General features: G+C 69.8%; 22 protein-coding genes. 13 read left to right on the forward strand and 9 right to left on the reverse strand.

What is annotated here, in order from left to right; translation table 11 throughout:
* Nucleotides 1-35: 35 nt before the first annotated feature.
* The 7 genes from ACGFW6_RS08095 to ACGFW6_RS08125 form a co-directional block, all read right to left on the reverse strand.
* The gene (locus ACGFW6_RS08095; protein ID WP_393505867.1) at nt 36-1070 is read right to left on the reverse strand and encodes an ABC transporter permease; all 1035 of its coding nucleotides are present in this window, start codon (nt 1068-1070) and stop codon (nt 36-38) included.
* Nucleotides 1067-2029, reverse strand: coding sequence for an ABC transporter permease (locus ACGFW6_RS08100; RefSeq protein ID WP_393505868.1), 963 nt, complete (start codon nt 2027-2029; stop codon nt 1067-1069). The genes ACGFW6_RS08095 and ACGFW6_RS08100 overlap by 4 nt, the downstream gene beginning before the upstream one ends.
* Nucleotides 2022-3581: a sugar ABC transporter ATP-binding protein gene (locus ACGFW6_RS08105; protein WP_393505870.1), complete on the reverse strand. Its 1560-nt coding sequence runs from the start codon at nt 3579-3581 to the stop codon at nt 2022-2024. The genes ACGFW6_RS08100 and ACGFW6_RS08105 overlap by 8 nt, the downstream gene beginning before the upstream one ends.
* Before the next feature lie 75 nt (nt 3582-3656).
* Nucleotides 3657-4751 carry an ABC transporter substrate-binding protein gene (locus ACGFW6_RS08110; RefSeq protein ID WP_393505872.1) on the reverse strand — a complete coding sequence of 365 codons (1095 nt, stop codon included), beginning with the start codon at nt 4749-4751 and terminating at the stop codon, nt 3657-3659.
* Between the two features lie 622 nt (nt 4752-5373).
* Complete coding sequence (locus ACGFW6_RS08115; RefSeq protein WP_393505874.1) at nt 5374-6405, reverse strand: LacI family DNA-binding transcriptional regulator; 1032 nt, start codon at nt 6403-6405, stop codon at nt 5374-5376.
* Between the two features lie 317 nt (nt 6406-6722).
* A complete protein-coding gene (locus ACGFW6_RS08120) occupies nt 6723-6890 on the reverse strand; it encodes a hypothetical protein (protein WP_393505877.1) in 168 nt (55 codons plus the stop codon).
* A 26-nt stretch (nt 6891-6916) separates the two neighbouring features.
* Nucleotides 6917-7273: a PRC-barrel domain-containing protein gene (locus ACGFW6_RS08125; protein WP_393505879.1), complete on the reverse strand. Its 357-nt coding sequence runs from the start codon at nt 7271-7273 to the stop codon at nt 6917-6919.
* A 1059-nt stretch (nt 7274-8332) separates the two neighbouring features.
* Here ACGFW6_RS08125 and ACGFW6_RS08130 point away from each other — a divergent pair.
* The 11 genes from ACGFW6_RS08130 to ACGFW6_RS08180 all read left to right on the forward strand — a co-directional run bounded on the left by ACGFW6_RS08130 (nt 8333) and on the right by ACGFW6_RS08180 (nt 22518).
* Entirely contained in the window at nt 8333-9433 is a 1101-nt protein-coding gene (locus ACGFW6_RS08130) for a polyprenyl synthetase family protein (RefSeq protein ID WP_393505881.1), read from the forward strand.
* A 46-nt stretch (nt 9434-9479) separates the two neighbouring features.
* Nucleotides 9480-10358 (forward strand): SAM-dependent methyltransferase, encoded by an 879-nt coding sequence (locus tag ACGFW6_RS08135; RefSeq protein WP_393505883.1) that lies wholly within the window; start codon nt 9480-9482, stop codon nt 10356-10358.
* Between the two features lie 137 nt (nt 10359-10495).
* Nucleotides 10496-11665, forward strand: a complete 1170-nt coding sequence (locus tag ACGFW6_RS08140) for a cytochrome P450 (RefSeq protein WP_393505885.1) — start codon at nt 10496-10498, stop codon at nt 11663-11665.
* Nucleotides 11662-12600, forward strand: coding sequence for a 4-hydroxybenzoate octaprenyltransferase (locus tag ACGFW6_RS08145; protein WP_393505888.1), 939 nt, complete (start codon nt 11662-11664; stop codon nt 12598-12600). Before ACGFW6_RS08140 ends, ACGFW6_RS08145 begins: the two co-directional genes overlap by 4 nt.
* A gap of 75 nt (nt 12601-12675) precedes the next feature.
* Nucleotides 12676-13518 (forward strand): arylamine N-acetyltransferase, encoded by an 843-nt coding sequence (locus ACGFW6_RS08150; protein ID WP_393505890.1) that lies wholly within the window; start codon nt 12676-12678, stop codon nt 13516-13518.
* A gap of 53 nt (nt 13519-13571) precedes the next feature.
* A complete protein-coding gene (locus ACGFW6_RS08155) occupies nt 13572-14579 on the forward strand; it encodes a diiron oxygenase (RefSeq protein WP_393505892.1) in 1008 nt (335 codons plus the stop codon).
* A gap of 120 nt (nt 14580-14699) precedes the next feature.
* The gene (pabB, locus tag ACGFW6_RS08160; protein WP_393505894.1) at nt 14700-16808 is read left to right on the forward strand and encodes an aminodeoxychorismate synthase component I; all 2109 of its coding nucleotides are present in this window, start codon (nt 14700-14702) and stop codon (nt 16806-16808) included.
* A 374-nt stretch (nt 16809-17182) separates the two neighbouring features.
* Nucleotides 17183-19057, forward strand: a complete 1875-nt coding sequence (locus tag ACGFW6_RS08165) for a 1-deoxy-D-xylulose-5-phosphate synthase (RefSeq protein WP_393505896.1) — start codon at nt 17183-17185, stop codon at nt 19055-19057.
* Nucleotides 19054-20193, forward strand: a complete 1140-nt coding sequence (gene ispG / locus ACGFW6_RS08170) for a flavodoxin-dependent (E)-4-hydroxy-3-methylbut-2-enyl-diphosphate synthase (protein WP_393505898.1) — start codon at nt 19054-19056, stop codon at nt 20191-20193. The genes ACGFW6_RS08165 and ispG overlap by 4 nt, the downstream gene beginning before the upstream one ends.
* Nucleotides 20194-20275: 82 nt before the next feature.
* Nucleotides 20276-21253, forward strand: coding sequence for a 4-hydroxy-3-methylbut-2-enyl diphosphate reductase (locus ACGFW6_RS08175; protein WP_393505900.1), 978 nt, complete (start codon nt 20276-20278; stop codon nt 21251-21253).
* The gene (locus tag ACGFW6_RS08180) at nt 21250-22518 is read left to right on the forward strand and encodes a 3-deoxy-7-phosphoheptulonate synthase (RefSeq protein WP_393505902.1); all 1269 of its coding nucleotides are present in this window, start codon (nt 21250-21252) and stop codon (nt 22516-22518) included. Before ACGFW6_RS08175 ends, ACGFW6_RS08180 begins: the two co-directional genes overlap by 4 nt.
* Before the next feature lie 64 nt (nt 22519-22582).
* On the opposite strand, the gene ACGFW6_RS08185 is transcribed toward ACGFW6_RS08180, so the two are convergent.
* Complete coding sequence (locus ACGFW6_RS08185) at nt 22583-22921, reverse strand: YciI family protein (protein ID WP_393505904.1); 339 nt, start codon at nt 22919-22921, stop codon at nt 22583-22585.
* Between the two features lie 154 nt (nt 22922-23075).
* Between ACGFW6_RS08185 and ACGFW6_RS08190 the strand changes: the two genes are divergently transcribed.
* Nucleotides 23076-23858 (forward strand): aminotransferase class IV, encoded by a 783-nt coding sequence (locus tag ACGFW6_RS08190; protein WP_393505905.1) that lies wholly within the window; start codon nt 23076-23078, stop codon nt 23856-23858.
* 170 nt (nt 23859-24028) lie between these two features.
* Nucleotides 24029-24454, forward strand: a complete 426-nt coding sequence (locus ACGFW6_RS08195) for a DUF6003 family protein (RefSeq protein WP_393505907.1) — start codon at nt 24029-24031, stop codon at nt 24452-24454.
* A 45-nt stretch (nt 24455-24499) separates the two neighbouring features.
* Here the strand turns inward: ACGFW6_RS08195 and ACGFW6_RS08200 are convergent, their stop codons facing one another.
* Nucleotides 24500-25201 carry a FadR/GntR family transcriptional regulator gene (locus ACGFW6_RS08200; RefSeq protein ID WP_393505909.1) on the reverse strand — a complete coding sequence of 234 codons (702 nt, stop codon included), beginning with the start codon at nt 25199-25201 and terminating at the stop codon, nt 24500-24502.
* Nucleotides 25202-25233: the final 32 nt, after the last annotated feature.

Genomic DNA, 25233 nt, shown 5'->3' on the forward strand with positions numbered 1-25233 from the left:
CGTCGCAGGGGCTCGGCCGCCGGGTCCGGGGCTTGTCACATGAGTTGCCGTCTGCGGCCCAGCCAGGTCTGGGCGATGACCACTACGGCGAGGAAGGCGCCGCTGACGACCTGCTGGTAGGAGGAGTCGAGGGAGCCGATCTGGTTGATGACGTTCTGGATGACCTTCAGGAGCAGTACGCCGACCAGGGACCCGCTGACGTAGCCGAGGCCGCCGGTCAGGAGGGTGCCGCCGATGACCACGGCGGAGATGGCCTCCAGTTCCATGCCGCTGCCGAGGATGGTCACGCCGGAGGCGAGCCAGGCGGCGTTGAGCGCGCCGGCCAGGCCGGCGAGGAGCCCGGACAGGGTGTAGACGAGGATCTTGGTGCGGGCCACGGGGGCGCCCATCAGGGCCGCCGCGTCCTCGTTGCCGCCGACCGCGTAGACGTGCTGTCCGAAGCGCGTGCGGCGCAGCACGACGGCACCCGCGACGAACAGGGCCAGGGTGATCCACACCGGGTTGCCGAGGCCCAGGGTGGTGCCCTGGCCGAGTTCGGCGAGGAACGAACCCTTGCCGATCAGGAAGGTGTCCGCGCCCTCGTCGGTGATGGCGAGCAGCAGGCCGCGCGCGCCCAGCATCGCGGCGAGCGTGACGATGAACGGGGCGAGGCGGGAGCGGGCGACCAGCAGGCCGTTGACGACACCGATCAGTCCGCACACCGCGAGGGGCAGCAGCAGGGCGACCAGGGTGCCGTGGCGTGACCCCCAGGCCGCGAGGACGCCGCCGAGGGCGAACAGCGAGCCGACGGACAGGTCGATGCCGCCGGTGATGATCACGAAGGTCATGCCGAGGGCGACGATGGCCAGGAAGGCCGAACTGGTCGCCATGTTGCCGATGTTGTCGCCGGTGGCGAAGCTGTCGAAGGAGAACGACGCCACCACGGAGACGATCACCAGGACGGCCAGCGCGCCGTGCTGCTGTATGAGGGCGCTCAGCCGTTCGGAGCGGGCGGAGCCGACCGGTTCGGTCGCCCCCGTCGGCTCGTTGCTCGCGGTGGTCACGGGCGCGTCCGCTTTCGTGACGGTCATCGCTTCCCCCGTCCCCGTGCCGCGTAGACCGCGGCGACGATCACTATGGCCTGCGCGATCTGGGTCCAGGAGGGCGGCAGATCGTGCTTGATGAGGGTGGCGGTGAGCAGTTGGATGAGGACGGCTCCCGCGACGGTGCCGGCGATGTTGACCCGGCCGCCGGTCAGCGGGGTGCCGCCGACGACGACCGCCGTGATCGCCGAGAGCTCCATCAGGTTGCCGAGCGAGGTCGGGTCGCTGGCCTGGAGGCGGGCCGTGGCGAGCACACCGGCGACGGCCGCGAGCAGTGCGCACACGACGTACACGATGATCAGCACGCGGCGTACCGGCAGGCCGGCGAGCTGCGCGGCCGGCCGGCTGTCGCCGATGGCGAGGAGTTGGCGCCCGAAGGTGGTGCGGCGCACCACGAAGGCGACCAGCAGGGCCAGGACGGCGGCGATCAGGATCAGGTACGGGATGCCGAGGATGTCGCCGGAACCGAGCGAGGCCAGGGAGGGGTTGCGCAGGTCCTCCAGCTGGGGCAGCAGGACCAGGGCGAGGCCCCGGCCCCCGACCATGAGCGCCAGGGTGGCCACGATCGGCTGCACTCCCACGAGCGCCACCAGCGCGCCGTTGGCCAGTCCCACGCCTGCGGCGAAGAGCGCGACCACGAGCAGCGCGGGCAGCAGCCCGTAGCCGAGGTAGAGCGCGGTGACGGACGCCGCCAGTGCCATCACGGCACCGACGGACAGGTCGACGCCCTCCGTACCGATGACCAGGGCCATGCCGAGGGCGACGATGATGACGGGGGCGACCTGGACGGCCTGGGTGCGGAAGTTCTCCGCGGAGAGGAAGTGCGGGGTGATGACGGTGTTGACGACGAGCAGCGCCGCCACGCCCGCGTAGACGCCGTACGTCTGCAGCCACTGGAGCACGCGGGTCCTGTCCAGCGGGGCGGTGCGGAGGGTGGCCTCAGCCATCGGTCGCCGCCTCCTTGGCCAGGTGCTCCACCTGGGCGTCCCCGGCGATGGTGCGCATCAGCTTGTCCTCGGTGACGTCGTCCCCGGTCAGTTCGCCGACGACGGTCCCGTCCTTCAGTACGACCACGCGGTCGGACCCTTCGATCAGTTCCTCCAGGTCGGAGGAGATGAGCAGGACGCCCAGGCCGTCGGCGGCCAGTTCGTCCACGAGTTTCTGCACCTCGGCCTTGGCGCCGACGTCGATGCCGCGGGTGGGCTCGTCGAGCAGCAGCACCTTGGGGTTCATGGCGAGCCAGCGGGCGAGCAGCACCTTCTGCTGGTTGCCGCCGGACAGTTCGCCGACCTTCTGGTGCGGTGAGGAGGCCTTGATGCGCAGCCGCTTGATGAAGGTGTCGACGACGCTGTCGACGCGGGCCTCGGAGACGAGGCCGAAGCGGGAGAGGCGGGGCAGGACGGCGAGCGCGATGTTCTCCCGTACCGAAAGGCCGGGGACGATGCCCTCGCTCTTGCGGTCCTCGGGCAGCAGGCTGACGCCCGCCCGGATGGCGGCCGGTGCGGAACCGCCGCGCAGCGGGACGCCGGCGACGGTGACGCGGCCCGAACGGACCGGCAGGGCACCGGAGATGGCCTTCGCGGTCTCGGTCCGTCCGGAGCCGAGCAGTCCGCCCAGTCCGACGACCTCGCCGGGCCGGATGCTCAGGGACACCTGGTGCAGTTTGTGCGGCACCGTCAGTTCCCTTGCGTCCAGGACGGGTTGGGTGTCGGTTGCCTCGTGGTCGCCGGTGAACTTGGTGAGACCTTCCTCGCGGACCTGGCCCAGGTCCCGGCCGAGCATCGTGGACACCAGGGCGAGCCGGTCGAGGTCGGCGAGCCGGCCGTGGTGGACGCGCCGGCCGTCGCGGAGCGCGGTGACCGTACTGCACACGGCGTACAGCTCGTCGAGGCGGTGGCTGACGTAGACGACGGCGATGCCGGCGTCCCGCAGCCGCCGGATCACCGAGAACAGGGTCTCGACCTCGCGCGGTTCGAGCGAGGAGGTCGGCTCGTCCATGATGACGATGCGGGCGTCGGTGGCCACGGCACGGGCGAGGGCCACCATCTGCTGGGCGCCGACCCCGAGGGTGCGCAGCGACCGGCGGACGTCGACCTGGACGCCGTAACCGCGCAGGGTCTCCTCGGCCTCCCGGTTCATACGGGCGATGTCCAGCACACCGAAGCGGTTGCGCGGTTCACGGCCCAGGAAGAGGTTGCGGGCCACGCTGAGCAACGGGATCAGGTTGACCTCTTGGTAGATGGTCGAGATGCCCGCCTTCTGCGCCTCCAGGGGTGTGGCGAAGGAGACCTTGGCGCCCTGGAAGGTGATCTCACCGGCGTCGGGGCGGTGGACACCGGTGAGGAGCTTGATGAGGGTCGACTTGCCTGCGCCGTTCTCGCCGATGAGGGCGTGGACCTCGCCGGCGTGCAGGGTGAGGTCCACGTCGTCCAGGGCCCGGACGCCGGGGAAGGTCTTGCTCAGTCCGCGGACGGCGAGGACTTCGGCGGGGGGTGCCACCTGTGCCTCCAGGAAGAGGATGGAGAAGGAGTGAGAGACGAGCGTGGGGGCCCGGACGTCCGGGCCCCCGGCAGCTCAGTACGCCTTGCTGATCTCCGTCTTCGCGTTGTCCGCGGTGTAGGCGCTGTCCTGGATGATGACGTCCTGCGGGACGTCCTCGCCCTTGGTGAAGGTGTCCAGGGTCTGGAACGCCAGCGGGCCGAACCGGGGGTTGGACTCGATGACGCCGCTGATCCAGCCGTCCACGATGCCCTGGACGGCGTTGCGGGTGCCGTCGACGGTCACGATCTTGACGTCGCCGGCCTTCTTGCCGGCGCCCTTGAGCGCGGCCACCGCGCCGAGGCCCATCTCGTCGTTCTCCGCGTAGATGCCCTTGATGCCGGGCTTGGACTGGATGAGCTGCTCGGTGACCTGCTGGCCCTTCTCGCGGGCGAACTCACCCGTCTGCTCGAACACGACCTTGAGCTCCGGCGCCTTCTCGGCGATCCGCTCCTTGAAGCCCTTGGTGCGCTCGGTGGTGACGTTGTTGCCGGCCGACCCGAGGAGGATGGCGACCTCGCCCTTGCCGCCGGTCGCCTCGATCATCTGGTCGGCGGCCCGTCTGCCCTGCTCGACGAAGTCGGAGGCGATGAAGGAGACGTAGTCCTTGCAGGCGGTGGCGTTGATCTTGCGGTCGATGGTGACGATCGGGACCTTCTTGGCGGCCGCGGCCTGCAGCACCGGGTCCCAGCCGTCGGAGTTGAGCGGGGCGATCACCAGCAGGTCGGCGCCCTTGGCGAGGAGGTCCTGGACGTCGCTGATCTGCTTGGAGAACTGCGACTGGGCGTTGGCCGTCAGCAACTTGACGCCCCGCTTCTTCGCCTCGTCCTTGATGGACTGGGTCTCGGCGATGCGGAACGGGTTGGCCTCCTTCTCCGACTGGGAGAAACCCACGGTCGCGCTCTTCAGATCCAGCTTCTCGGCGCCGTAGGCGTCGATGGCGCAGGTCTTGCTGCCCGGCTTCGGCGTGACGACCTTCTGCTCGGCACCCGCGGCCGCCGGGGACTGGGTGTCCTTCGAGGCGTCGTCCTCCGACTTCGCGCAGGCGCCGGCGGTCAGGGCCACCGCGGCGGCCAGGGCCACGACCGCGGGGCGGGTGAGGAGACGAGGACGGTGAGTGGTGCGCTGCATGGGTGACCCCGATCCGGGCGACGCTGAAAGGGAACTGGGGAGCTGACGGACAGGCAGAAACGGCTCATCTCCCCCGGCGGGCAACGTTGTCGGGCCCGCTGCAAGGAGGTTTTTACATCGTTGGAAGGACGCTGTAAACCCCCTGTGCGCACACCTGTGTGCCTCGCGAGGAGACAGGGATGCGGGGGAAGCGCTTGCCCCGTGCCCGGACTTGGAGGGAACGTCAACTCCCTTACGCCGTCCAGACGTCGGGCGACCAGGCTCTTTGCCGGTGCGGCAGGGGGCTGCTGCCGGGGCTGAGGTTCCCGGGCGCGTGAACGCCGTTGCGGCCTGTGCGGGGGGATGCCGCGGCCAGGAGGAGCCGGCGACGCGACCCGGCAGACCTCAGACTGCTGGCGGCAGGCGACAGACGGCACCCGGTAGGCGGCACCCGGCAGACGGCACCCGGCACCCGGCAGACGGCAGACGGCAGACGGCAGGCCGCAGGCAGCAGGCGGCGTCCGGCACTCGCCAGACGGCCGGCGGCAGGCGGCAGGCGGCAGGCGGCAGGCGGCATGACGAACGCCCCGCCGTTTCGCTCGACCGACTGACGGGGTTCGCGGCGCGGTCGTCTACGGAGCGCTCAGCCCTGCGGCTCGCCCTTCGCCGCCGCGCGTCCCAGCGTGCTCTCCCGCTCGACCAGGCGATAGTCCGCCCAGACACGCCGGGGCTCGGGAGCCGCCTCCCCCAGTCGGGCGAGCACCGACTCCACGGCGAGCCGGCCGATCGCCGCCTTGTCCGGCGACACGGAGGTGAGGGTCACCGCCCCGAAGTGCCCCTCGACCACGTCGTCGAAGCCGACGACCGCGATGTCCTCGGGAACGCGCAGACCGCGTTCGTGCAGGACGCGCATCGCGCCGATGGCCATCGGGTCGTTGTAGGCGAAGATCGCGTCGGGACGCCGTCCGGCATCGAGAATGCGGGTCATGGCCGCCGCGCCGTCGGCATGCCCCCAGCCTTCGGTCGCGGCCACCAGCCCGTCGTCGGCCGGGAGTCCGGCTGCCGTGAGCTCCTCGCGCCAGCCGCGTACGCGCAGTTGCGCGGGCTCGCTGCGGCCGCGCCGGTCGCCGATGAACGCGACCTCCCGGCGCCCGAGGCCGACCAGATGCCGGACGGCGGCGCGGGCCGCGGCGACGTTGTCGATGGCGATGTGGTCGTACGGCAGGTCGTAGTCGCGCTCCCCGAGCAGCACCAGCGGAACGTTCTCCGCCCGGTCGCGCAGGTCCTCCGCCTCCAACTCGATGGGACTGAGGATGAGTCCGTCGATGACGCGGGCGCGGAAGCCCTGGCTGACCAGGAGTTCCTGTTCACGGCGGCCGCCGGTGTGGTCCAGCAGGACGATGTAGTCGTGGGCGGCGGCGGCATCGATGACCGCGGCGGCGAGTTCCGCGAAGTAGGGGTTGCCGAGTTCGGGCAGGGCGAGCGCGATCATGCCCGTGCGCCCTTTGCGCAGGTGCCGCGCGGCCAGGTTGGGCCGGTAGCCGAGCGCGTCGATGGAACGCTGGACGCGCTCCCGCATGGCGGGGGTGACGTGCTGGTAGTTGTTCACCACGTTGGAGACGGTCTTGATGGAGACCCCCGCGTGCGCGGCGACGTCCTTGAGGCTGACCCGCACGGCATTCCCTTTCAGAGCGGCCCGACTCGGGTGGTCGGTGCGGGTACGGTGTCGTCACCGTGAGCCTGGCGCCGAGTCCCAGTGCTTGACATTTACAACGTTATACAGCCGACATCGAAGCGCTGACAAGGCGTTGTGCGAGCAGACGGCGCGAGGATTTCACCTCGGTGTTCAGCGGGTCGACCCCTGATCGTAAGCGCTTGCTCCGCGCCGTCCGTGGAGACAGTGTCGTGCCGGACCACGGCGGCGGTCTACGGGTGGGGCTGCCGCACGGCAGGGCGTACGCGCCGTCGAGTGCGGGGATCGTGCGCCGCGCCCTAGCGCACCGGTCGCCTGCCGCTGCGCCGGAGCCGCATGCCGACGTAAACAAGGTCGAGGACGGCCACGAGCACCCCGATGAACAGCAGGTAGAGCAGGCCCTCGGCGAGCACGCCGACGAAACCCAGCACGACGGCCACAAGGAGCAGGAACAGGAACAGTGCCATGGCGGCCTCCCGGATCGTGGTTGCCGTCAGCGGCGTGCCAGCCGCCGCTCGCCCTCCGCGCCAGGACGGTAGGACAGGTCGTAGTGAGCGAAGATCGCTTCCTCGTCCTCAGCCGGCAGGACGCCGTCGACATCGATGGACGGCGCACCCTTGACCTGGTTCTTCGGATACGTCACCTTCAGGTACCCCGGGCCGACCAGCGCCCCGGCGAGAGGAACGAACACCAGGCGGTGCCGGGTCGGCATGCCGACCGTGACGGTCGCGAAGGACGGCGCGTCGGTTGCGGTGTCCACGTAGATCGACTCCAGCTTGCCGATCTTGCGCGCGTCCGCATCCACCACGTCGTGGCCTCGCCACTCCCGGATGTCACCGGCCTCGAACATCGCGACCCTCCGCTCGTCGTTCCTTCCGATCGCGTACCCCGTCTGAGCGTCCCGTCACGGCGACCGGCGGCAGATGCGCTCTCCTGTACGCCGAAGTGGCCCCACCCGGGTCAAGGGGCCGGGCGTCTCAGCCTTGGAGCCCTGCCGGCGTCCCGGTATGGAAGGCAGGCCGCCGGCGTCCCGGCGGAGAAGGCAGGCCGCCGGCGTCGCGGTGCAGAAGGCAGCCGTGCGCTCGGGGCCGGTCGTCGCCGAGCAGGTCGGAAGAGACCTCGTAGCCCAGGCCCCGCACGACACGATCACGACCGCGACCCGCACCCGCGCCCCGCCGCGTCACGTCCACCGACGCGGTCGTCCCGGTGCCGGCCGTGCCGCACACCCGGACCGGCAAGAAGCTGGACCGCCCCGGACTCCGGCTGAACGTGCACGGTACTCATTCCGTACGGCGCATGGACGTGCCGCGGACGCTCCGTGGATTCGCGTCGATCACTGCGATGCGCCGGGCGTTCCGATCCTCGAATAGGAAGCTGTACGGGTTGTCCGGGAGCGCGGAGTCGGGCGAGCAATTCAAGCCAGACTCGAATTGAGGAACACCACCGATCGGGCGCGAATAGCGCCCGATCGCGGTGCGTCCGAGCCCGTTCCATGCCCGCGTCCCGGACGCCTTCGCCCGTGCGATCACTCGCCCGCGCAACCTCACCCCGGTCAAATGACGGCCAGTCGCGCTGGTCAACCGGCACACCGAAGATCGTTCACGAGGTACCTCCCGCTTCCAGCCAATGCGGAGAATCCGGGATGGGGAATTGCATGAAGCTCAAACCGCCCAACCCCGGGGAAAAGCTTCATCGTCGAGAACCGGCTCGCGATCAGGCCGGACATCGCCCGGCGCCCAGGGTCCCCGAGCTGAAGCCACGTCGAGCTTTAGTGGTTTCCCTAGTCCTCAATGCCCCATCGTTGACATGACTCGGAGAGATCACACAGACTCAAATCCGGTAGCGCCACCGGGTCCTTGGGTGAATTCGGACTCCGGGCTACGCAGAACTCGGGAGCACGTATTTACGAGTGTCCAGTGGTTCAATTCGCGAACGACTTGTGCATTACTCGCGCGCCTGGAGGAATATCGCGATGAGTACCCACGTCAGCTCGCCCACCGGGGCCCATTCCCTCCTGTCGCCGACGGCAGTGCGATCCACGGTAGTGCCCGTTATTCAGCGTCAGGTCTCCCTTTTGGAACCGTCGTTGGCCCGGATCTGCGGATACCACCTGGGCTTCGTCGACGAACACGGCGACCCCAGCAGCGGCGGGGCCGGGAAACTGACTCGCGCCGGCCTCATGCTGGCGGTGGCCGACGGCGTCGGCCTGCGGCCGGAGGACGTGCGGTACCAGGCGGCAGCGGTGGAACTGCTGCACAACGCGACCCTGGTCCACGACGACATCGCCGACGCGGACGACCTGCGGCGCGGCCGCCGCGCCGCGTGGAAGGTGTTCGGCACGGGTCCGGCCATTCATGCCGGGAACGCGCTCCAGATCCTTGGGCTGCAGATGGTCGTGGACGACTCCGGCCCCGGCCACAAGGAAATCGCCGGCTCTTTCACCGAGGCCATCGGTCTGGTACACGCGGGCCAGGCCCGCGAGCTCACCATCCGGCCGGGTTCCCACGTCGGCATCGCGACGTACGAACAAATGGTGAAGGAGAAGGCGTCCGCGCTGCTGGAGTGCTCGCTGGGGACGCCGGCCATTCGGGCGGGCACATCGGAGAATGTCCTGGCCGCCCTGCGCGACGCGGGCCGGCACCTGGGTATCGCCTTGCAGATCTCCAACGACGTGGAGGACATCTGGGGCGATCCCGCGGTGACCGGCAAGCCGATCCGCGGTGACATCCAGCGGCGCAATCCGACCTTCCCCGTACTGGTCGCCATGTCCACCGGCACTCCCGCCGGTGACCGGCTCAGCCGGGCGTGGGAGGCCGACAGCACCACGGACGCGCACCTTCAGGAGATGGCCGACCTCATCGACGAGGCCGGCGGCCGCCGCACGGCCGAGCGGCTCTCCCGCCACCATCTCCAATCGGCTCTGGAAAACCTCGGCCGAGCCGAACTCTCCCCGAACGCGACCGCCGAACTGACCGCCTTGTTCGACCGCATCGTCAATCGCGCAGGATGACCCGCGCCGCCCGAAAGAGGCGGCATATGAATCGGAGTACTCCCTCATGACCACTACGCACGACAAGCCGGCCTCTGCTGTCGTCCGCACCGAATTCGAGCGCCGGGCGCAGGCCCACTACGAAACGAAGACCCAGGACCCGATCAATCTGCTGCTGGGCGAAGAGGACGGGCTGTACCACCACCACTACGCCGTGGGCCCCTACAACAAGTCCGTGCTGGAGGTTCCCGAGCCCGAGCGGGACGCGGCGATCCTCGCGGAAATGGCCCGGATGGAGAACGAGCAGGTCGAGCTGATCCTGCACGGTCTGTCCCCGCTCCCGTCCGACGCGCGGGTGATGGACGGCGGTTCGGGTCGCGGCGGCACGGCCTTCCTGGTCAACCGGCGGTTCGGGTGCGAGGTGGTCGGGGTCAACTTCTGCGCCCACCACATCGAGTTCGCCGAGCGCCTCGCCAAGGAGAAGCACGGCTGCGACGACAAGGTCTCCTTCCGGTACGCCAACATGTGCGACACCGGCCTGCCGGCGAATTCGTTCGACGCCGTGTACACCAACGAGACCACGATGTACGTCAACCCCGCGGAGGCCTTCGCGGAGTTCGCCCGGGTGCTGCGCCCGGGAGGCCGCTACGTCTGCGTCACCTGGTGCGCCAACGACGCCGTATCGACCACCAGCGAGGCCGTGAAGGCCATCGACGACCACTACGACTGCCACATCAACAACCGCAGCGAGTACTTCAAGGCGCTCGCCGACAACCACCTCGTGCCCTCCCAGGTCTGGGACCTGACCCAGGAAGCCATCCCCCACTGGGAGCTGCGGTCCCACTGGGGCCTGGCCACCGGCGTGGAGCAGCCCTTCCTCGACGCGCACCGGCGCAACGAGCTCAACTACATCGTCGTCGTCGCCGAGTACACGCCGCCGGCGTAGTACAGCCGCTGCCCTGAACCAGTGCGCCGTGGACGTACGCGGGTGCCCTCGAGAACTGGCCCGGTCTTCGAGCGGCACCCGCCCCGGCGGCCACCTGGTGGAGGTCGTCACGGGTCCTGTCGATGTGGAGGTTGTCAGTGAACGCACCAGCCCAATTGCCCTTCGAGCAGACGCATCTGCTGCACGTCGCGCCCCTGCTGCGCACGCTCCAGTCCCAGGGCACGGTCCATCGGGTCCGTACCCCCGAGGGGGACGAGGCCTGGCTGGTCACCGGTCATGCTCAGGTGCAGCAGTTGCTGGACGACGACCGGCTCAGCCGCTCCAACCCCGACCCCGGGGCGGCTCGTGACAGCGGGGCCGCGCTGCTCGACAGCCTGCTGGGCAGCTTCGCGCACGACCACGCCCGGTTGCGTGCGCTGCTGGAGCCGCACTTCTCCCCCGACCGTATGCAGGCACTGCGGTTGCACGTCGAGACCCTGACCGAGCAGCTGTTGGACGAGCTGGCCCGGAAGGTGCCGCCGGTCGATCTGCGCCTGGCCCTGGCACTGCCGCTTCCGATTCTGGTGATGTGCGAGTGGCTCGGCGTGCCCCATGAGGACAAGGACCAGTTCGGCCTCTGGACCCAGGACGCCGCCAATGTGGGAGACCGGGTCCGCTCCAAACAGGGGATGGCCGAGTTGTTCGGCTATTGCCAGAAGCTCATAGCGAGCAAGCGGCAGAACCCCGGTGATGACGTGATCTCCAGGCTGTGCGCAACCGAGGACATCAGCGACCACGAAGTCGTCGGCCTGACCGCGTTGCTGCTGTTCGGGGGCTACGAGACCACGGTGGCCCGCATCGGCACGGGTGCGCTGCTGTTGCTGGAGAACCCCGAGCAGCGGCAGGCGTTGCTGGGGGACCCCGGTCTGATCCCGGGCGCGGTGGAGGAAATCCTGCGGATGTCGATGCCGAACCCGCACAACGGCGGAATGCCCCGGTACGCGCTGACGGACTTCGAGATCGACGGAACCACCATCCGCACCGGTGACTTCGTGCTGCTGAACATCATCGCCGCCAACCACGACGAGACGGTCTTCCCCGACTCCGAGCGGGTCGATGTCACGCGCCGGACCGCCGGCAGCCTCACCTTCGGACACGGCACCCACTACTGCGTCGGTGCGCCGCTGGCCCGGATGCAGCTGCAGGTGGCACTGGCCCGACTCGTCGAACGATTCCCGACCATGCGTCTGGCCGTCGACGTGGAGAAACTGAGGCTGCGTCACGACACTCTGCTCGGCGGGCTGGTCGAGCTTCCGGTGACGTGGTGACCAGCGCCCCCACGGCGGCGGGCCGTGACAACTCCCCTCTGCTGCAGCGGATGTCGGCGCACCTGGTCAGGAACAGCCCCGAGTCGATCCGCGCCTATCTCATCCTGATGCGGCTGCACGCGCCCACCGGCGTCGTGCTCTACCTCCTTCCAGGACTGTGGAGTCTCTCCCTCGCCACCGAGGGACGGCCAGACCTCACGGCGGTGGTGTGCCTCGCCCTCGCGGCCGTGCTCGTGCGCGGCGCGAGCTGCGCGGTCAACGACGTCATCGACAGGGACATCGACGCCCAGGTCGCCCGCACGGCGTCGCGTCCTGTCGCGGCGGGGACGATCAGCGTCGGCAAGGCCCTCCTGTTCGGCGCTGCACAGGCGGTGGCGTCACTGGCGATTCTGGCGCTGATCAACACCAGGACGGCGCTGGTCGTCGGTGCCTCGTACCCGTTCCTTGTCGCGTATCCCTACATGAAGCGCATCACTCCGTGGCCCACGGCGTGGCTGGCGTTGGTGATCAGCGTCTATCCACTGGCCGGCTGGACGGCGGTGACCGGGAGCGTGGACTACCCGCCGACCGTGCTCGGCCTGTACGCCTGCGCTTTCTTCTGGACCCTTTTTCACGACACGGTCTACTCCCACCAGGACAAGGAGTACGACCGGAGTATCGGCGTCAAGTCCTCGGCCCTGATGTTCGGCGACTCCAGCAAGGCATGGCTGGGCGTCTTCATCGTCATGAGCGTCGCCGGCGCGCTGTGGGCCGGTGTCGAGGCGGACACGGGGTGGGCCTTCTACGTACTCCTCGCGTGTGCCGGGGCGCTGCTGTCCTATCAGGCCGTGCACGTGGACCTGGACGATCCGAAATCCTGCTGGGACACCTTCGTCACCAACCGCTATTTCGGCTGGATCATTCTCGCGGCCACCGTCGCCGGACAGCTCACCTGACCGCACCCGCTCCACGACCGGCGGAACGCCGCGGCCTCTTGTGACCACGTCAGGGATTTCAAGGATGGGATACGCATGACAGATTCGATGTGGCAGGGCCAAGGCGTCGACCTGGACGCCTACCTGACGCGCGTGGGATACCAGGCCGACGTGGCACCGGATCTCGCCACGCTGCGGGGCCTGCATGCCGCCCACGTCGAGACGATCGCCTTCGAGAACATCGACGCGGTGCTCGGACGGGCGGTGCCGTTGGACCTGGACAGCGTCCAGGACAAGATCGTCCGACGGGGCCGCGGCGGCCTGTGTCTCGAACAGGTCGTCCTGGTGGCGGCCGTACTGGACCGGATCGGGTTCACCTTCTCGGCGTTCGCGGCCAGGTCGCGGATCCGCACGGGCAACAGGACGGGGCCCGCCGTCCATGTCGCTCTGTGCGTCGAACTGGACGGCGAGCGCTGGCTCTTCGACGTGAGTTTCGGCGGATACGGACTGCATGAGCCGATCCGCCTCGCCGAGGGCGCGCGGCTGGCCGGCGACTGGGCCTTCGACCTGGTGCGGGAGCCGAACGGGGAGCATGTGCTGCGGTTCCTGCGGGCCGAGGGACCGTCGGAGCTCTACGGCTTCACCACGGACCCCCGCTATCCGGCGGACTTCGAGGTCCTCAACCACTACTGCCTGACCCACGCTCGCTCACCCTTCAACCACCGGGTGATCCTCCAGCGCACCGAGCCGGACGTGAGGTCCGTCCTCATCGGCAACATGCTCACCGAAATCCGGCCCGGAGAACCGGCCGCGCACCGGGAACTCGACGAGTCGGAGACGCTTTCCGCTCCGGAGAAGATCTTCGGGCTCACCTTGGAAGCCGACGACGTCCAGGCGCTCCAGACCGTGGCCGGCTCGGCGGGGACCAACCGGAACTGACTTTTCGGCGCGCCCGCCCGGCCCGTCCTTTCGACAGGAGGCGAGATCACACGATGATCAATCCGGAATTCGGAGCGTTCTCCGTGGCGGAACGGCTGCGGTCGCTCCCGGAACACGATCCGAATGACGCAGTGGAGAACGCCGTTCTCAGCAGGCTCGCCGGCAACTGGGACAGGCGCGCCACGGTCAGGCGGCGGGAAGAGACCCTCGACGACCTGTTCGAGCCGGACAGGCCGGACTTCCCCGTAGCTCTGCTGCCGTTCCGGAATCACCCCACCTATCTCGGTCTCGACGACGAGGTCAAGGCCAAGATCCTCGCGTGGGGCTGGGTGGCGTTCAACAAGAACGTCATGGACATCGAGCAGTACGTGGTCAACCCGGGCTTCAGTCTGATCGCCAAGGGAGCCTTCGACACCGGGCTCGGGGACTCCATGACGATCGCGGTGACACAGGCCATGGTCGATGAGCAGTACCACACGCTGATGCACCTGAACGCGAGCGCCGTGACGCGTCGGCAGCGCGGTTGGCGCATGCCCGAGTCCGCGCTTCCCCTCGGTCACAAATCACGCCGGCACGCGCACCGGCTCGCCTCCGCCGAGACAGCTGAACAAGAGGCTCTGGTGTCACTCGCTTTCACCACGGTCGCGGAGATCTCGATCAACGCCCACCTGGACCTCATCGCCGAGGACCACGAGATCCAGCCCGTGAACCGCATGACCGCCGTCCTGCACAACCGTGACGAGTACTGCCACGCCTCCATCGCGAACACCGTCGTCCAGGAGGCATGGAAGCGCCTGACCACCGAACAGCGCGACTACTTCCTCACCGCGCTGGCCGACGGGATGGAGGCGTTCTCCGCGCACGACTTCACGACCTGGGCGAGGGTCCTGGACGTCCTCGGCGTGGAGGGCGGCGGAGCCATGCTGCGGGACATCCGGAACGCCTCCGGCACGGGCCGGCTCCTTCAGGACTTCAGCGGGCTCCGGCAACTGTGCGAGGAGCTGGACGTCCTCGGTTCCGTCCCCTTCGACTGGTCGACGGTGACGACCGAGACCCCCTGACGACCACCGGCCACGCCGCACCCGACGGCCGGGCCAACCGCGCCCAGCAGAGATCCGACGCACCGGGAGACACCCGCACTCTCCTCCCTTCCGCCTCCGACAACCACCTGGTGTTGACCCATGCGCGTGCTGCTCATCGACAATTACGATTCCTACACCTACAACCTGTTCCAGCTCCTAGCGAAGGTGTACGGCATCACGCCCGTCGTCGTACGGAACGACGCCGCGGCCTGGGAGCACCTCGATCTCGACGACTTCGACGCCTCGGTCATCTCGCCGGGCCCGGGGCACCCGGCGGTCCCTCGCGACTTCGGCCGCTCCCGCGATGTCCTGGAGCATGCCCGGCTTCCGGTCCTGGGTGTGTGCCTCGGTCATCAGGGCATGGGACTGCTGGCGGACGCGTTGATCACCCCCGCGCCGCAGCCCCGCCACGGACACCTCTCCACGATCCGGCACAGCGGTGACGGACTCTTCGCCGGCATCCCGCAGGACTTCACCGCCGTGCGCTACCACTCACTGAGCGTCGCCGAACCCGTGCCCGCCCACCTGCGGATCACCGCACGCGCCGAGGACGGAGTGGTCATGGGCCTCGCTCACCGCGACCGGCCCTGGTGGGGGGTGCAGTTCCACCCCGAGTCGATCTGCACGGAACACGGTGCCCTCCTCCTGGCGAACTTCCGTGACCTGGCACTCTCCTCGGCCCCACGGCGGGGCGGTACCGGCATCCGTGGCCGCCGGGCCGGCACCGGCCTCAACGGCACATCCGTGTCCGCCGCGGCGTCGACCGCTCCACCGGCGCGCCTGCAGGCGCAGTACTCCGTCCTGGACAAGGCCGTTGACACCGAGGCGGCATTCCTTGCCCTTAACGGGCCCGGCGCACGCTCGTTCTGGCTCGACAGCTCGCACGTCGAACCGGGACTGGCTCGCTTCTCCTTCCTCGGCTCCGCGGATGCCCCCGGTACCGAGATGCTGACCTATCGCGTGGAACACGAGCATGTCGTCGTGGAACCCGCGGGAGGTGTTCCCCGTCTGGAACCCGGCACCATCTTCGACGCCCTCAACCGCCGCACCGGCCGTGTGGTCGACGGTGCCGAGGGGTTGCCCTTCGATTTCCTCGGCGGCTATGTCGGCTACTTCGGCTACGAGTTGAAGGCCGACCTCGGCGCGGCTCGCATCCACCAGTCGAAGACCCCGGACGCCGTATGGCTCCAGGCCGACCGCTTCGTCGCCGTGGACCATGCCGAGGACCGTACGTATGTCGTCGCCGTCTGCGCGCAGGAGGACGTGGCCGACGCCGAGAAGTGGATCAATGCTGTGGTCCCCTCATTGACCGATCTGACCGCAGCGCAAGGCGCCCCCTCTCCCCCACCCCGCGCCGAGCACCATGACGCGTCGAGGCTGCTGGCCCGCTCGCGCGGCCAGTACCTGGCCGACATCCGTGAGTGCGACCGACGGCTGCGGGAGGGCGTGAGCTACGAGATATGCCTCACCAACAAGCTCCACCTGCCCGCGCCGGCCGACGACTTCGCCTACTACCGGCGCCTGCGCCGGCTGAACCCCGCTCCCTACGCCGCTTTCCTGCGTCTCGGCGAAGTGACGGTGCTCAGCTCCTCACCCGAGCGGTTCCTCAAGGTGGACGCGGATCGCACGGTGGAGACGAAGCCGATCAAGGGAACGGCGCCCCGTCACCCGGACCCGCGCACCGATGACGAGCGGCGCCGCTCCCTGCAGATGGACCCCAAGACGCGCGCGGAGAATCTCATGATCGTGGATCTGCTCCGCAACGACCTGGGACGGATCTGCGAGATCGGCAGCGTCACCGTTCCCGCGCTGATGGTGACGGAGTCGTACGCCACCGTGCACCAGTTGGTCTCCACGGTCACCGGGACGCTCGCCGACGGCACGTCCGCCGTGGACGCGGTGCGGGCCTGCTTCCCCGGCGGCTCGATGACAGGAGCACCGAAGCTACGCACCATGGAAATCATCGACACCTTGGAGGGTGAAGCGCGCGGAGTCTATTCCGGAGCCCTCGGCTTCATCGGATACACCGGGACGACCGATCTCAGCATCACCATCCGCACCGCGGTGAGCCATGACGGCGAACTGACCATCGGTGCGGGTGGCGCCATCGTGCTCGACTCCGACCCCGAAGCGGAGTACGAGGAGATGCTGCTCAAGGCCCAGGCGACCCTGCGGGCACTGCCGAAGGCCAGGGTCCCGGGATCGTAGGGCCGCGGGTCCGGTGGGCGGCCCGCCCGCCGGTCCCGGGCTCGTCCGGCGCTGTGCCGATCACGGTGGACGCCGAGATCGGCCGGCTGGCAGCGCAACCGTCAGGCGGGCCTCTCGCGCAGGGTGCCCTCACATGTCGAGTTCGCCGTCCTGGTGGGCCTGGTCCCCCATAACAGCCACGCAGCCGCAACGTTCCTTGCGACTCCTGCTGCGCTTGCCTGCGGCGGAAGGATTCTCATGCCACAGCCTGCAACTGTCCTGCCACGACCCCCACTTCGCACCGCGCGCGCCCTGTTCGCGCAGCGGCCGCCCGCGGAGCCCGGACCGACCGGGCCCGCATACCGCGCGCGGCGCCGCCCCGACCGGGAGGCGTCATGACCGAGCTCTCCGAGGCACTCGCCGACAAACGGACCACCGCGGTCGAGGGCGCGGACCTGACGACGCTCGACGGCCCGCACGCCGTGCGTGCCCTGCCGGCCGGGCAGCTCGCGGCCCTGGCCCGGGACATGCGCGCGTTCCTCATCGAGAAGGTCTGTGCTTCGGGCGGCCATCTGGGGCCCAACCTGGGGATGGTGGAGCTGACCATCGCCCTGCACCGGGTCTTCGACTCGCCCCGCGACCCGATCCTCTTCGACACCGGCCATCAGGCCTACGTCCACAAGATCCTGACCGGACGCGCCGCGGGCTTCGACCGGCTGCGGCAGGCCGGCGGGCTGTCCGGCTATCCCTCGCGGGCCGAGTCGGCGCACGACTGGAGCGAGAACTCGCACGCCTCCGCCTCCCTGTCCTACGCCGACGGACTGGCCAAGGCCCACGAACTGCACGGGTACCGGGACCGGTCGGTGGTCGCCGTCATCGGTGACGGCGCCATGACCGGCGGCATGGCCTGGGAGGCGCTCAACAACATCGGGGCCGGCGAGCGTCCGGTGGTCGTGGTCCTCAACGACAACGGCCGCTCCTACGCCCCCACCACCGGGGCTCTCACCCATCACCTGGACGCCCTGAAGCAGCCCGGCGAACGCACGGCCGTACCGGACCGGGCCGGCGCGAACCTGTTCACCCAGATCGGCTTCACCTACCTGGGTCCCGTCGACGGCCACGACACCGCGCTTCTGGAAGCGGTCCTCGAGCAGGCGCGCGTGCTGCGGCGGCCCGTGCTCGTCCACGCGGTGACCGTCAAGGGCTCGGGCTTCGCCCCGGCCGAGGACGACGAGGCGGACTGTCTCCACGCGGTGGGCACCGTCGACGCGGTCACCGGCCGGCCCGCCCCCACCTCCGGCCCGCCCTCGGTGTCATGGACCGGCCTGTTCGGCCAAGCCCTGCTCGAACTGGCCGGTGAGCGCGAGGACCTGGTGGCCGTCACCGCCTCCATGCTCCGTCCCACCGGCCTGTATCCGATGGCGGTGAAGTACCCCGAGCGGGTCTTCGACGTCGGAATCGCCGAGCAGCACGCCGTCACCTCCGCGGCCGGGCTGGCCATGGGGGGCTTCCATCCCGTCGTCGCCCTCTACTCCACGTTCCTCACCCGGGCCGCGGACCAGGTCCTCATGGACGTGGCCCTGCACCGGCTGCCGGTCACCTTCGTCCTGGACCGGGCCGGCATCACGGGCCCCGACGGCGCCTCGCACCACGGCATGTGGGATGCCTCCCTCCTCGGCATCGTGCCCGGTCTGCGGCTGGCGGTGCCCCGCGACGGCGGCCAACTGCGGTCGCTGCTGCGGGAAGCGACCGCATACGAGGGCCCCACGGCGCTGCGCTTCCCCAAGGGAACCGCCGAGCAGGGGCCGGAGGCCGTGCGCCGTGCCGGGAGCGTGGATGTCCTGTCGGAGTCCGGTATCCGGGACGTCCTGCTGATCTCCTACGGACCGATGGCCCACAGGTGCCTGCAGGCCGCCGCCCAGCTCACGCAGCAGGGAATCGGCGTGACCGTCGCCGACCCGCGCTGGGCGGTACCGATCGCACCCGAACTGCTCGAACTGGCCGCACGGCACCGGCTGGTCGTCACCGTGGAGGACAACTCCCGCACCGGAGGTCTGGGCAGCACCGTCGCCCAGACCCTGCGGGACGACGCGGTCACCACTCCGGTGCACAATCTGGGGCTGCCGCGCGCCTTCCTCACCCACGGCCCCCGTGAACAACTGCTGGCCGACGCCGGCCTGACGGCCGCTCAGATCGCCTACGCGGTCCTGCGCGCCCGCGCCGGACAACCCCTCGTGCACGCTGCCGCCACCGACGGGAGCCCTCAATGACCGCCGTCGACCTGCCCCTTCCCGCCGTTCCCCCCGCTCCGGTGCGCCGCCGCTCCCGGCAGATCCATGTCGCCGATGTCCCAGTCGGCGGCGGCGCACCGGTCTCCGTCCAGTCCATGACCACCACCCCGACCGCGGACGTGAACGCGACGCTGCAGCAGATCGCCGAACTGACCGCCGCCGGCTGCGAGATCGTGCGGGTCGCGGTGCCCTCCCAGGACGACGCCGACGCGCTGCCCGCGATCGCCGCGAAGTCGAAGATCCCCGTGATCGCCGACATCCACTTCCAGCCCCGCTACGTCTTCGCCGCCCTGGACGCCGGCTGCGCCGCGGTGCGGGTCAACCCCGGCAACATCAGGGCCTTCGACGACAAGGTCAAGGAGATCGCCACGGCCGCCTCCTCCGTCGGGGTGCCGATCCGCATCGGCGTCAACGCCGGCAGTCTGGACCGGCGGCTGCTGGCCAAGTACGGCAAGGCCACCCCGGAGGCGCTGGCGGAGTCCGCGCTGTGGGAGTGCTCCCTGTTCGAGGAGCACGGCTTCACCGACCTGAAGATCTCCGTCAAGCACCACGACCCCATGACCATGGTCGCCGCCTACCGCCACCTCGCCGCCGCCTGCGACTACCCCCTGCACCTGGGTGTCACGGAAGCCGGCCCCCCACCCCAGGGCACCGTCAAATCCGCGACCGCCTTCGCGATCCTCCTCAACGAGGGCATCGGCGACACGATCCGGGTCTCCCTGACCGCACCCCCCGTCGAAGAGGTCAAGACGGGCCTGCAGATCCTGCAGTCGCTGGGCCTGCGCGCCCGCCGGCTGGAGATCGTGGCCTGCCCCTCCTGCGGCAGGGCCCAGGTCGACGTGTACGCGCTCACCGAACGCGTTCACGCTGCGCTGGACGGCTTCCCCTACCCGCTGCGTGTCGCGGTCATGGGCTGCGTCGTCAACGGCCCCGGCGAAGCACGCGAAGCCGACCTCGGCGTCGCCTCCGGCAACGGCAAGGGCCAGATCTTCGTCAAGGGCGAGGTCGTCAGGACCGTCCCCGAATCGAAGATCGTCGACGCCCTGGTCGAGGAAGCGATGCGGCTGGGCGAACACCTCGCCCCGCAGTCCGCGGGGGAGGAGAGCCGAGCGTGAGCACAGCGAGCCTCTCCGTTCTGTTGCGCGCGGCCGGACGGCAGGCCGCCGCCGGCACCTTCACCACCACGCCGAGGACCCCATGACCAACTCGCCCGCCGTACCCGAACCGGCCGCAGGGCGCCGTCGCGTGCTGCTCGCCTCCCCCCGCGGCTGGTGTGCGGGCGTGGACCGCGCCGTGCTCGCCGTGGAGAAGGCCCTGGAACAGTACGGGCCGCCCATCTACGTCCGCCACGAGATCGTCCACAACAAACACGTCGTGCAGACCCTGCGGGACAAGGGCGCCATCTTCGTCGAACGCACGGACGAGGTACCGGAGGGGGCCATCGTCCTGCTGTCCGCCCACGGTGTCGCCCCGACCGTCCACGCCGAGGCCGCCGAGCGCAATCTCGCGACCATCGACGCGACCTGCCCGCTGGTCACCAAGGTCCACAGGGAAGCCGTGAGGTACGCGCGGGAGGACTACGACATCCTCCTGATCGGCCACGAAGGGCACGAGGAGGTCATCGGCACCAGCGGTGAGGCCCCCGACCACATCACCGTGGTCGACGGCCCCGACGACGTCGCGAAGCTCTCGGTGCGCGACGAGTCGAAAGTCGTCTGGCTCTCCCAGACCACCCTCTCCGTCGACGAGACCATGGAAACCGTCGACGCCCTCAAGCAGCGCTTCCCGAACCTGACCTCACCGCCCAGCGACGACATCTGCTACGCCACGCAGAACCGCCAGACCGCGGTGAAGAAGCTCGCCGAGGACGCCGAACTCATCATCGTCGTCGGCTCCAGGAACTCCTCCAACTCCGTGCGGATGGTCGAGGTCGCTTTGGACTCCGGGGCGCCCGCCGCCCATCTCGTCGACTTCGCCCACGAGATCGACGAGGCCTGGCTGGAGGGCGTGACCACGGTGGGTCTGACCTCCGGCGCCTCCGCCCCCGACGTCCTGGTCGACGGCGTACTGCGATGGCTCGCCGAGCGCGGCTACGACGACGTCGAGACCGTGACGACCGCCGACGAGTCCATCACCTTCGCCCTCCCGCACGAGCTCCGCCGCAATCTGCGATGACCCGGACGACAGAAGCCGCGACCGGCATACGGGGGCCGGCCCCGCAACAGCCGGACTGGGACGACCCGTCGCAGGTACGGCGCATCCGTGAGGTACTTGCCGCACGTCCGCCGCTGGTCCGGGTGGAGGACGTGCGGGTGCTGCGGACGCTGCTGGCGGAGGTGGCGCGGGGCGAGGCCCTGGTGGTGCAGGCCGGGGACTGCGCCGAGAATCCGGACGAGTGCGACGGCGCGTACGTGGCGCGCAAGTCCGCAGTGCTCGACCTGCTCGCCGCCGCTCTCGAAGCGGCCGGCCACAAGCCGGTCGTACGGGTCGGACGCATCGCGGGCCAGTTCGCCAAGCCCCGTTCCAAGCCGTTCGAACAGATCGGGGACCTGGAACTGCCGGTCTACCGGGGCCACATGATCAACGGCCCGGAGCACGACCCTGAGAGCCGTCGGCACGATCCGCTGCGCCTGCTGACCTCGTACCTAGCGGCCTGCGACGTCATGGAACACCTGGGCTGGCGCGGCCCCGCGGCCCGGGGGCACCAGCCCCTGGTCGAGACCCGGTTGTGGACGAGCCACGAGGCGCTCGTCCTCGACTACGAGGTGCCCATGCTCCGAGAGCTGGATGACGGGTACCGCTGGCTGGCCTCCACGCACTGGCCGTGGATCGGCGAGCGGACCCGTCAAGTGGACGGCGCTCACCTCGACCTTGCGGCCCGTATCGTCAACCCGGTCGCCGTGAAGGTCGGTCCCACCATGGCCGCGGAGGAGATCACCGTCCTGTGCGAACGGCTCGACCCCCTGCGCGAACCGGGCCGGCTCACCCTCATCGCGCGGATGGGCGCCGAGACGGTCACCGAGCGGCTGCCGGCGCTCGTGGAGGCGGTCCGGGTGGCCGGTCATCCGGTGATCTGGCTCAGCGACCCCATGCACGGCAACACCGTGGTCGGCCCGGACGGACACAAGACCCGCCTGTTGGAAACCATGGCGCGGGAGATCAGGGGCTTCCTGCGGGCGGTGCCCGAAGGCGGCGGCACGGCGGGCGGACTGCACCTGGAGACCACCCCCGACGACGTCCTGGAATGCACGACGGACGTCGCCTTCCACGAGCGCAGGAGCGTTCACCGCACCAGCCTGTGCGACCCCCGCCTCAACCCGGAACAGGCGGTCTCCCTGGTCTCCACCTGGTCGGCCGGTGAAGTCCGGGGCCGGGTCGGACCATCAGGGATCCGAGCCCCGGGACCGGTTCGCGGTGCGGCTCCCCACCAGGCCGTGTGACGAAGTCACCGGCCCGCAGGACGCAGGCGGGAGCCGAGTCCCGGCCGTCGTACGTCGTCCTCGATCAGGCCGTCGAGTCGGGCATGATCTCCCGGACCTCCTGCGCGCAGCGACACGCGGCGGCGATCTTGGCAGCCCACTCCAGCGCCTCCTCACGTGAGGGCACATCGATGATCGAGAACCCGCCGAGCACCGCCTTGGTCTCTGGATACGGGCCCTGGGTCACGGTCCCGTCGGTGAGCACGACGCTCGCCTGCTGCCTCTGCAAGCCACCACCGAAGACCCATACACCGGCGCCCTGAGCCTCACGGACCACCTTGTGCGAGGCTTCGGCCACCTCGGGCAGATCCTCCTCCGGAAAGGTCATCGCGCCGTCATCGAACGAGATCAAATATCGCGTCATACGTGGCTCCCGTGGTCGTCGGCCCCTCTTCGGCCGTCCCTCACCCTACGAGGAACACCGCCTCCCGGAGCCGGTGTCTCCTCCGGCGTTCGGAACAGGTCCTGGCAGTTTTCGGAGTGCCGACAGGCGTCCCCCTGCTGCCATGCTGTTCGCCATGGCGACTCTCGACGAACGGGCGGCGACGGCCGACGACTTGCTTCCCCTGGCGCTGACGGCGTACGGCCACTTCACGTCGATGCGTGTCGACGAGGGGCGCCGGATCCGGGGCCTGTCGCTGCATATGGAGCGGCTGGTGAGGGACAGTCGGATCGTGTTCGGAACGGTGGTGGACACCGGCCGGGTCCGCGACCTGGTGGCGCGGGCCCTGGACGGCCCGGAGACGCCGTGCGTCGTCCGGGTCACCCACTTCGATCCCGGTATCGACATCGGGCACCCCGAGGACGCCACCCACCCGCAGATCATGGTGAACGTACGGCCCGCCGGTGCCCTGTCGCCGCCCCCGCTGACCGCCAGGAGCGTGCGGTACGAGCGTGACCTGCCGCAGGTGAAGCACTGCGGGCTCACCGGGGCGCTGCACGCCCGCCGCACGGCACGCCTCCAGGGCTTCGACGACGCCCTCTTCCTCGGCCCCGACGACCAGGTGTCCGAGGGCGGCACCTGGAACGTGGGCTTCATCGACGAGAACGGCACCGTCATCTGGCCGACGGGCCCCGTGCTGCCCGGCGTGACCACGGCACTGCTCCAGCAGCGAACCCCGTTCAAGGTCGTGCCCGTCACGCTCGCGGAGGCCAAGGCCATGCCGGTCGCGTTCGCGACCAACACCTCCATCGGCGTCCGGGCGATCTCGGCCATCGACGACACACCCATGGCGGTCGAACACCCGGTGCTGACCATGCTGCGCGAGACGTACCTGTCCGTCCCGGGCGAGGAACCGTAGGGATCCACGGGACGGAAATGCCCCGCCGCGTCCGGGTCGTCCGCGCGCGCCGCGTGCTGTCGCGCCCCGGCAGGCCCCGGCGGCGTTCACCCGCCACGGTGATCCTGCGGTAATCGCGGCACGACGGGGTAATGGGAGGTCCATCAGACTCCGTCGAGAAGGAGCCGAGGATGACCGACGACGCCTATTTGTTCCTGCTTGACGACCCGTCCGCGGTGCTCGGGGTGGCCCCCGCCGCCATGGGGCGTCTCGCCTGTATGGAGACACCCGCCGTGCGCGCCTGGCTCAGCGCACAGGGGAGCACGCCGGACTCGCCGCACCTGCGCCTGCTGCCCCCTGAGGAGACGGCGGCGATTCCCGAGGGCGCGGAGCGTCTGCCGGTCCCGCTGAGCGACGTGGAACTGAGCCAGGTCCGCCACCACATGGCACCCGAGCCGCTCGCCCGCATCGAGGAGGACCTGCTCGCCTACCGCGACAGCGCGGACGCCCGCGACGGCCTGATCGGGCGGGCCCTGGCCGCCGGGGTGCCCCCGCACCGCGTGGTCGAGCTGACCGGCGTGGACCCGGCGACGGTGACGGCCGCGGCGGGCCGCTGACCGCAGGGGCGGCTCGCGACCGTACGAGCCGCCCGTCCCCGCCGGTCAGTCCGTGGTGTCGACCTCCTCCACCGGCGGCATGAACGCCCGCAGCCACCGCTCCGTCTGTGCGACATGCGCCTGCGCCGCGCCGGCCGCGGCCACAGGGTCGCGGTCGGCGATCGCGGTGGCCAGGACGCGGTGGTCGTCGTCGCTCTTTCTGCGCAGGTCGGGCCCCTCGGGCAGGGTGAAGACCTGGTACTTGCGGGAGCGGGCACGGAAGACCGCCAGGAGGGACGCCAGGGTGGGGTTGCCGCCCACGCGGGCGATCTCCGCGTGGAAGCGGTGGTCGAGTTCGGAGGCCTTGGTGGGGTCGCTCGTGGCCTCCATGTCCTCGATGAGGGAGAACAGCGTGCGCACGGTCTCCGGTGTGCAGCGCGCCGCCGCCTGGGCGGCCACGTGCGCCTCCAGGACGCGCCGGATCTCGTAGACCTCCAACAGGCCCGAGAGCGGGAGGAGTTCGAGGGTCAGGGATAGGCTGCCGATCACGTCCTCGGGCCTCAGTTGTGAGACGTACGTGCCCGAGCCGTGCCGCGGCTCGATGACGCCCAGGGCGGCGAGCATCCGTACGGCCTCGCGCAGCGACCCGCGCGAGACGCCCAGTTCCTCGCAGAGCTCGCCCTCGGGCGGGATGCGCTCACCCGGACCGAGGCGTCCCGTCCCGATCATGTGCCGTAGGCCGTGGAACGCCTTCTCGACTGCGGACATCCGTCCCCTCTTCCTCCCCTGACGGGCCGGCG

This window comes from Streptomyces sp. Y7 (assembly GCF_043195415.1).
Classification (GTDB): domain Bacteria; phylum Actinomycetota; class Actinomycetes; order Streptomycetales; family Streptomycetaceae; genus Streptomyces.

What these genes read in the sequence shown, in the direction of transcription:
- ACGFW6_RS08095 (WP_393505867.1), bottom strand. Translation starts at nt 1,070, where the DNA reads ATGACCGTCACGAAAGCGGACGCGCCCGTGACCACCGCGAGCAACGAG.
- ACGFW6_RS08100 (WP_393505868.1), bottom strand. Translation starts at nt 2,029, where the DNA reads ATGGCTGAGGCCACCCTCCGCACCGCCCCGCTGGACAGGACCCGCGTG.
- ACGFW6_RS08110 (WP_393505872.1), bottom strand. Translation starts at nt 4,751, where the DNA reads ATGCAGCGCACCACTCACCGTCCTCGTCTCCTCACCCGCCCCGCGGTC.
- ACGFW6_RS08120 (WP_393505877.1), bottom strand. Translation starts at nt 6,890, where the DNA reads ATGGCACTGTTCCTGTTCCTGCTCCTTGTGGCCGTCGTGCTGGGTTTC.
- ACGFW6_RS08125 (WP_393505879.1), bottom strand. Translation starts at nt 7,273, where the DNA reads ATGTTCGAGGCCGGTGACATCCGGGAGTGGCGAGGCCACGACGTGGTG.
- ACGFW6_RS08135 (WP_393505883.1), top strand. Translation starts at nt 9,480, where the DNA reads ATGACCACTACGCACGACAAGCCGGCCTCTGCTGTCGTCCGCACCGAA.
- ACGFW6_RS08150 (WP_393505890.1), top strand. Translation starts at nt 12,676, where the DNA reads ATGACAGATTCGATGTGGCAGGGCCAAGGCGTCGACCTGGACGCCTAC.
- ACGFW6_RS08155 (WP_393505892.1), top strand. Translation starts at nt 13,572, where the DNA reads ATGATCAATCCGGAATTCGGAGCGTTCTCCGTGGCGGAACGGCTGCGG.
- pabB (WP_393505894.1), top strand. Translation starts at nt 14,700, where the DNA reads ATGCGCGTGCTGCTCATCGACAATTACGATTCCTACACCTACAACCTG.
- ACGFW6_RS08165 (WP_393505896.1), top strand. Translation starts at nt 17,183, where the DNA reads ATGACCGAGCTCTCCGAGGCACTCGCCGACAAACGGACCACCGCGGTC.
- ispG (WP_393505898.1), top strand. Translation starts at nt 19,054, where the DNA reads ATGACCGCCGTCGACCTGCCCCTTCCCGCCGTTCCCCCCGCTCCGGTG.
- ACGFW6_RS08175 (WP_393505900.1), top strand. Translation starts at nt 20,276, where the DNA reads ATGACCAACTCGCCCGCCGTACCCGAACCGGCCGCAGGGCGCCGTCGC.
- ACGFW6_RS08180 (WP_393505902.1), top strand. Translation starts at nt 21,250, where the DNA reads ATGACCCGGACGACAGAAGCCGCGACCGGCATACGGGGGCCGGCCCCG.
- ACGFW6_RS08185 (WP_393505904.1), bottom strand. Translation starts at nt 22,921, where the DNA reads ATGACGCGATATTTGATCTCGTTCGATGACGGCGCGATGACCTTTCCG.
- ACGFW6_RS08190 (WP_393505905.1), top strand. Translation starts at nt 23,076, where the DNA reads ATGGCGACTCTCGACGAACGGGCGGCGACGGCCGACGACTTGCTTCCC.
- ACGFW6_RS08195 (WP_393505907.1), top strand. Translation starts at nt 24,029, where the DNA reads ATGACCGACGACGCCTATTTGTTCCTGCTTGACGACCCGTCCGCGGTG.
- ACGFW6_RS08200 (WP_393505909.1), bottom strand. Translation starts at nt 25,201, where the DNA reads ATGTCCGCAGTCGAGAAGGCGTTCCACGGCCTACGGCACATGATCGGG.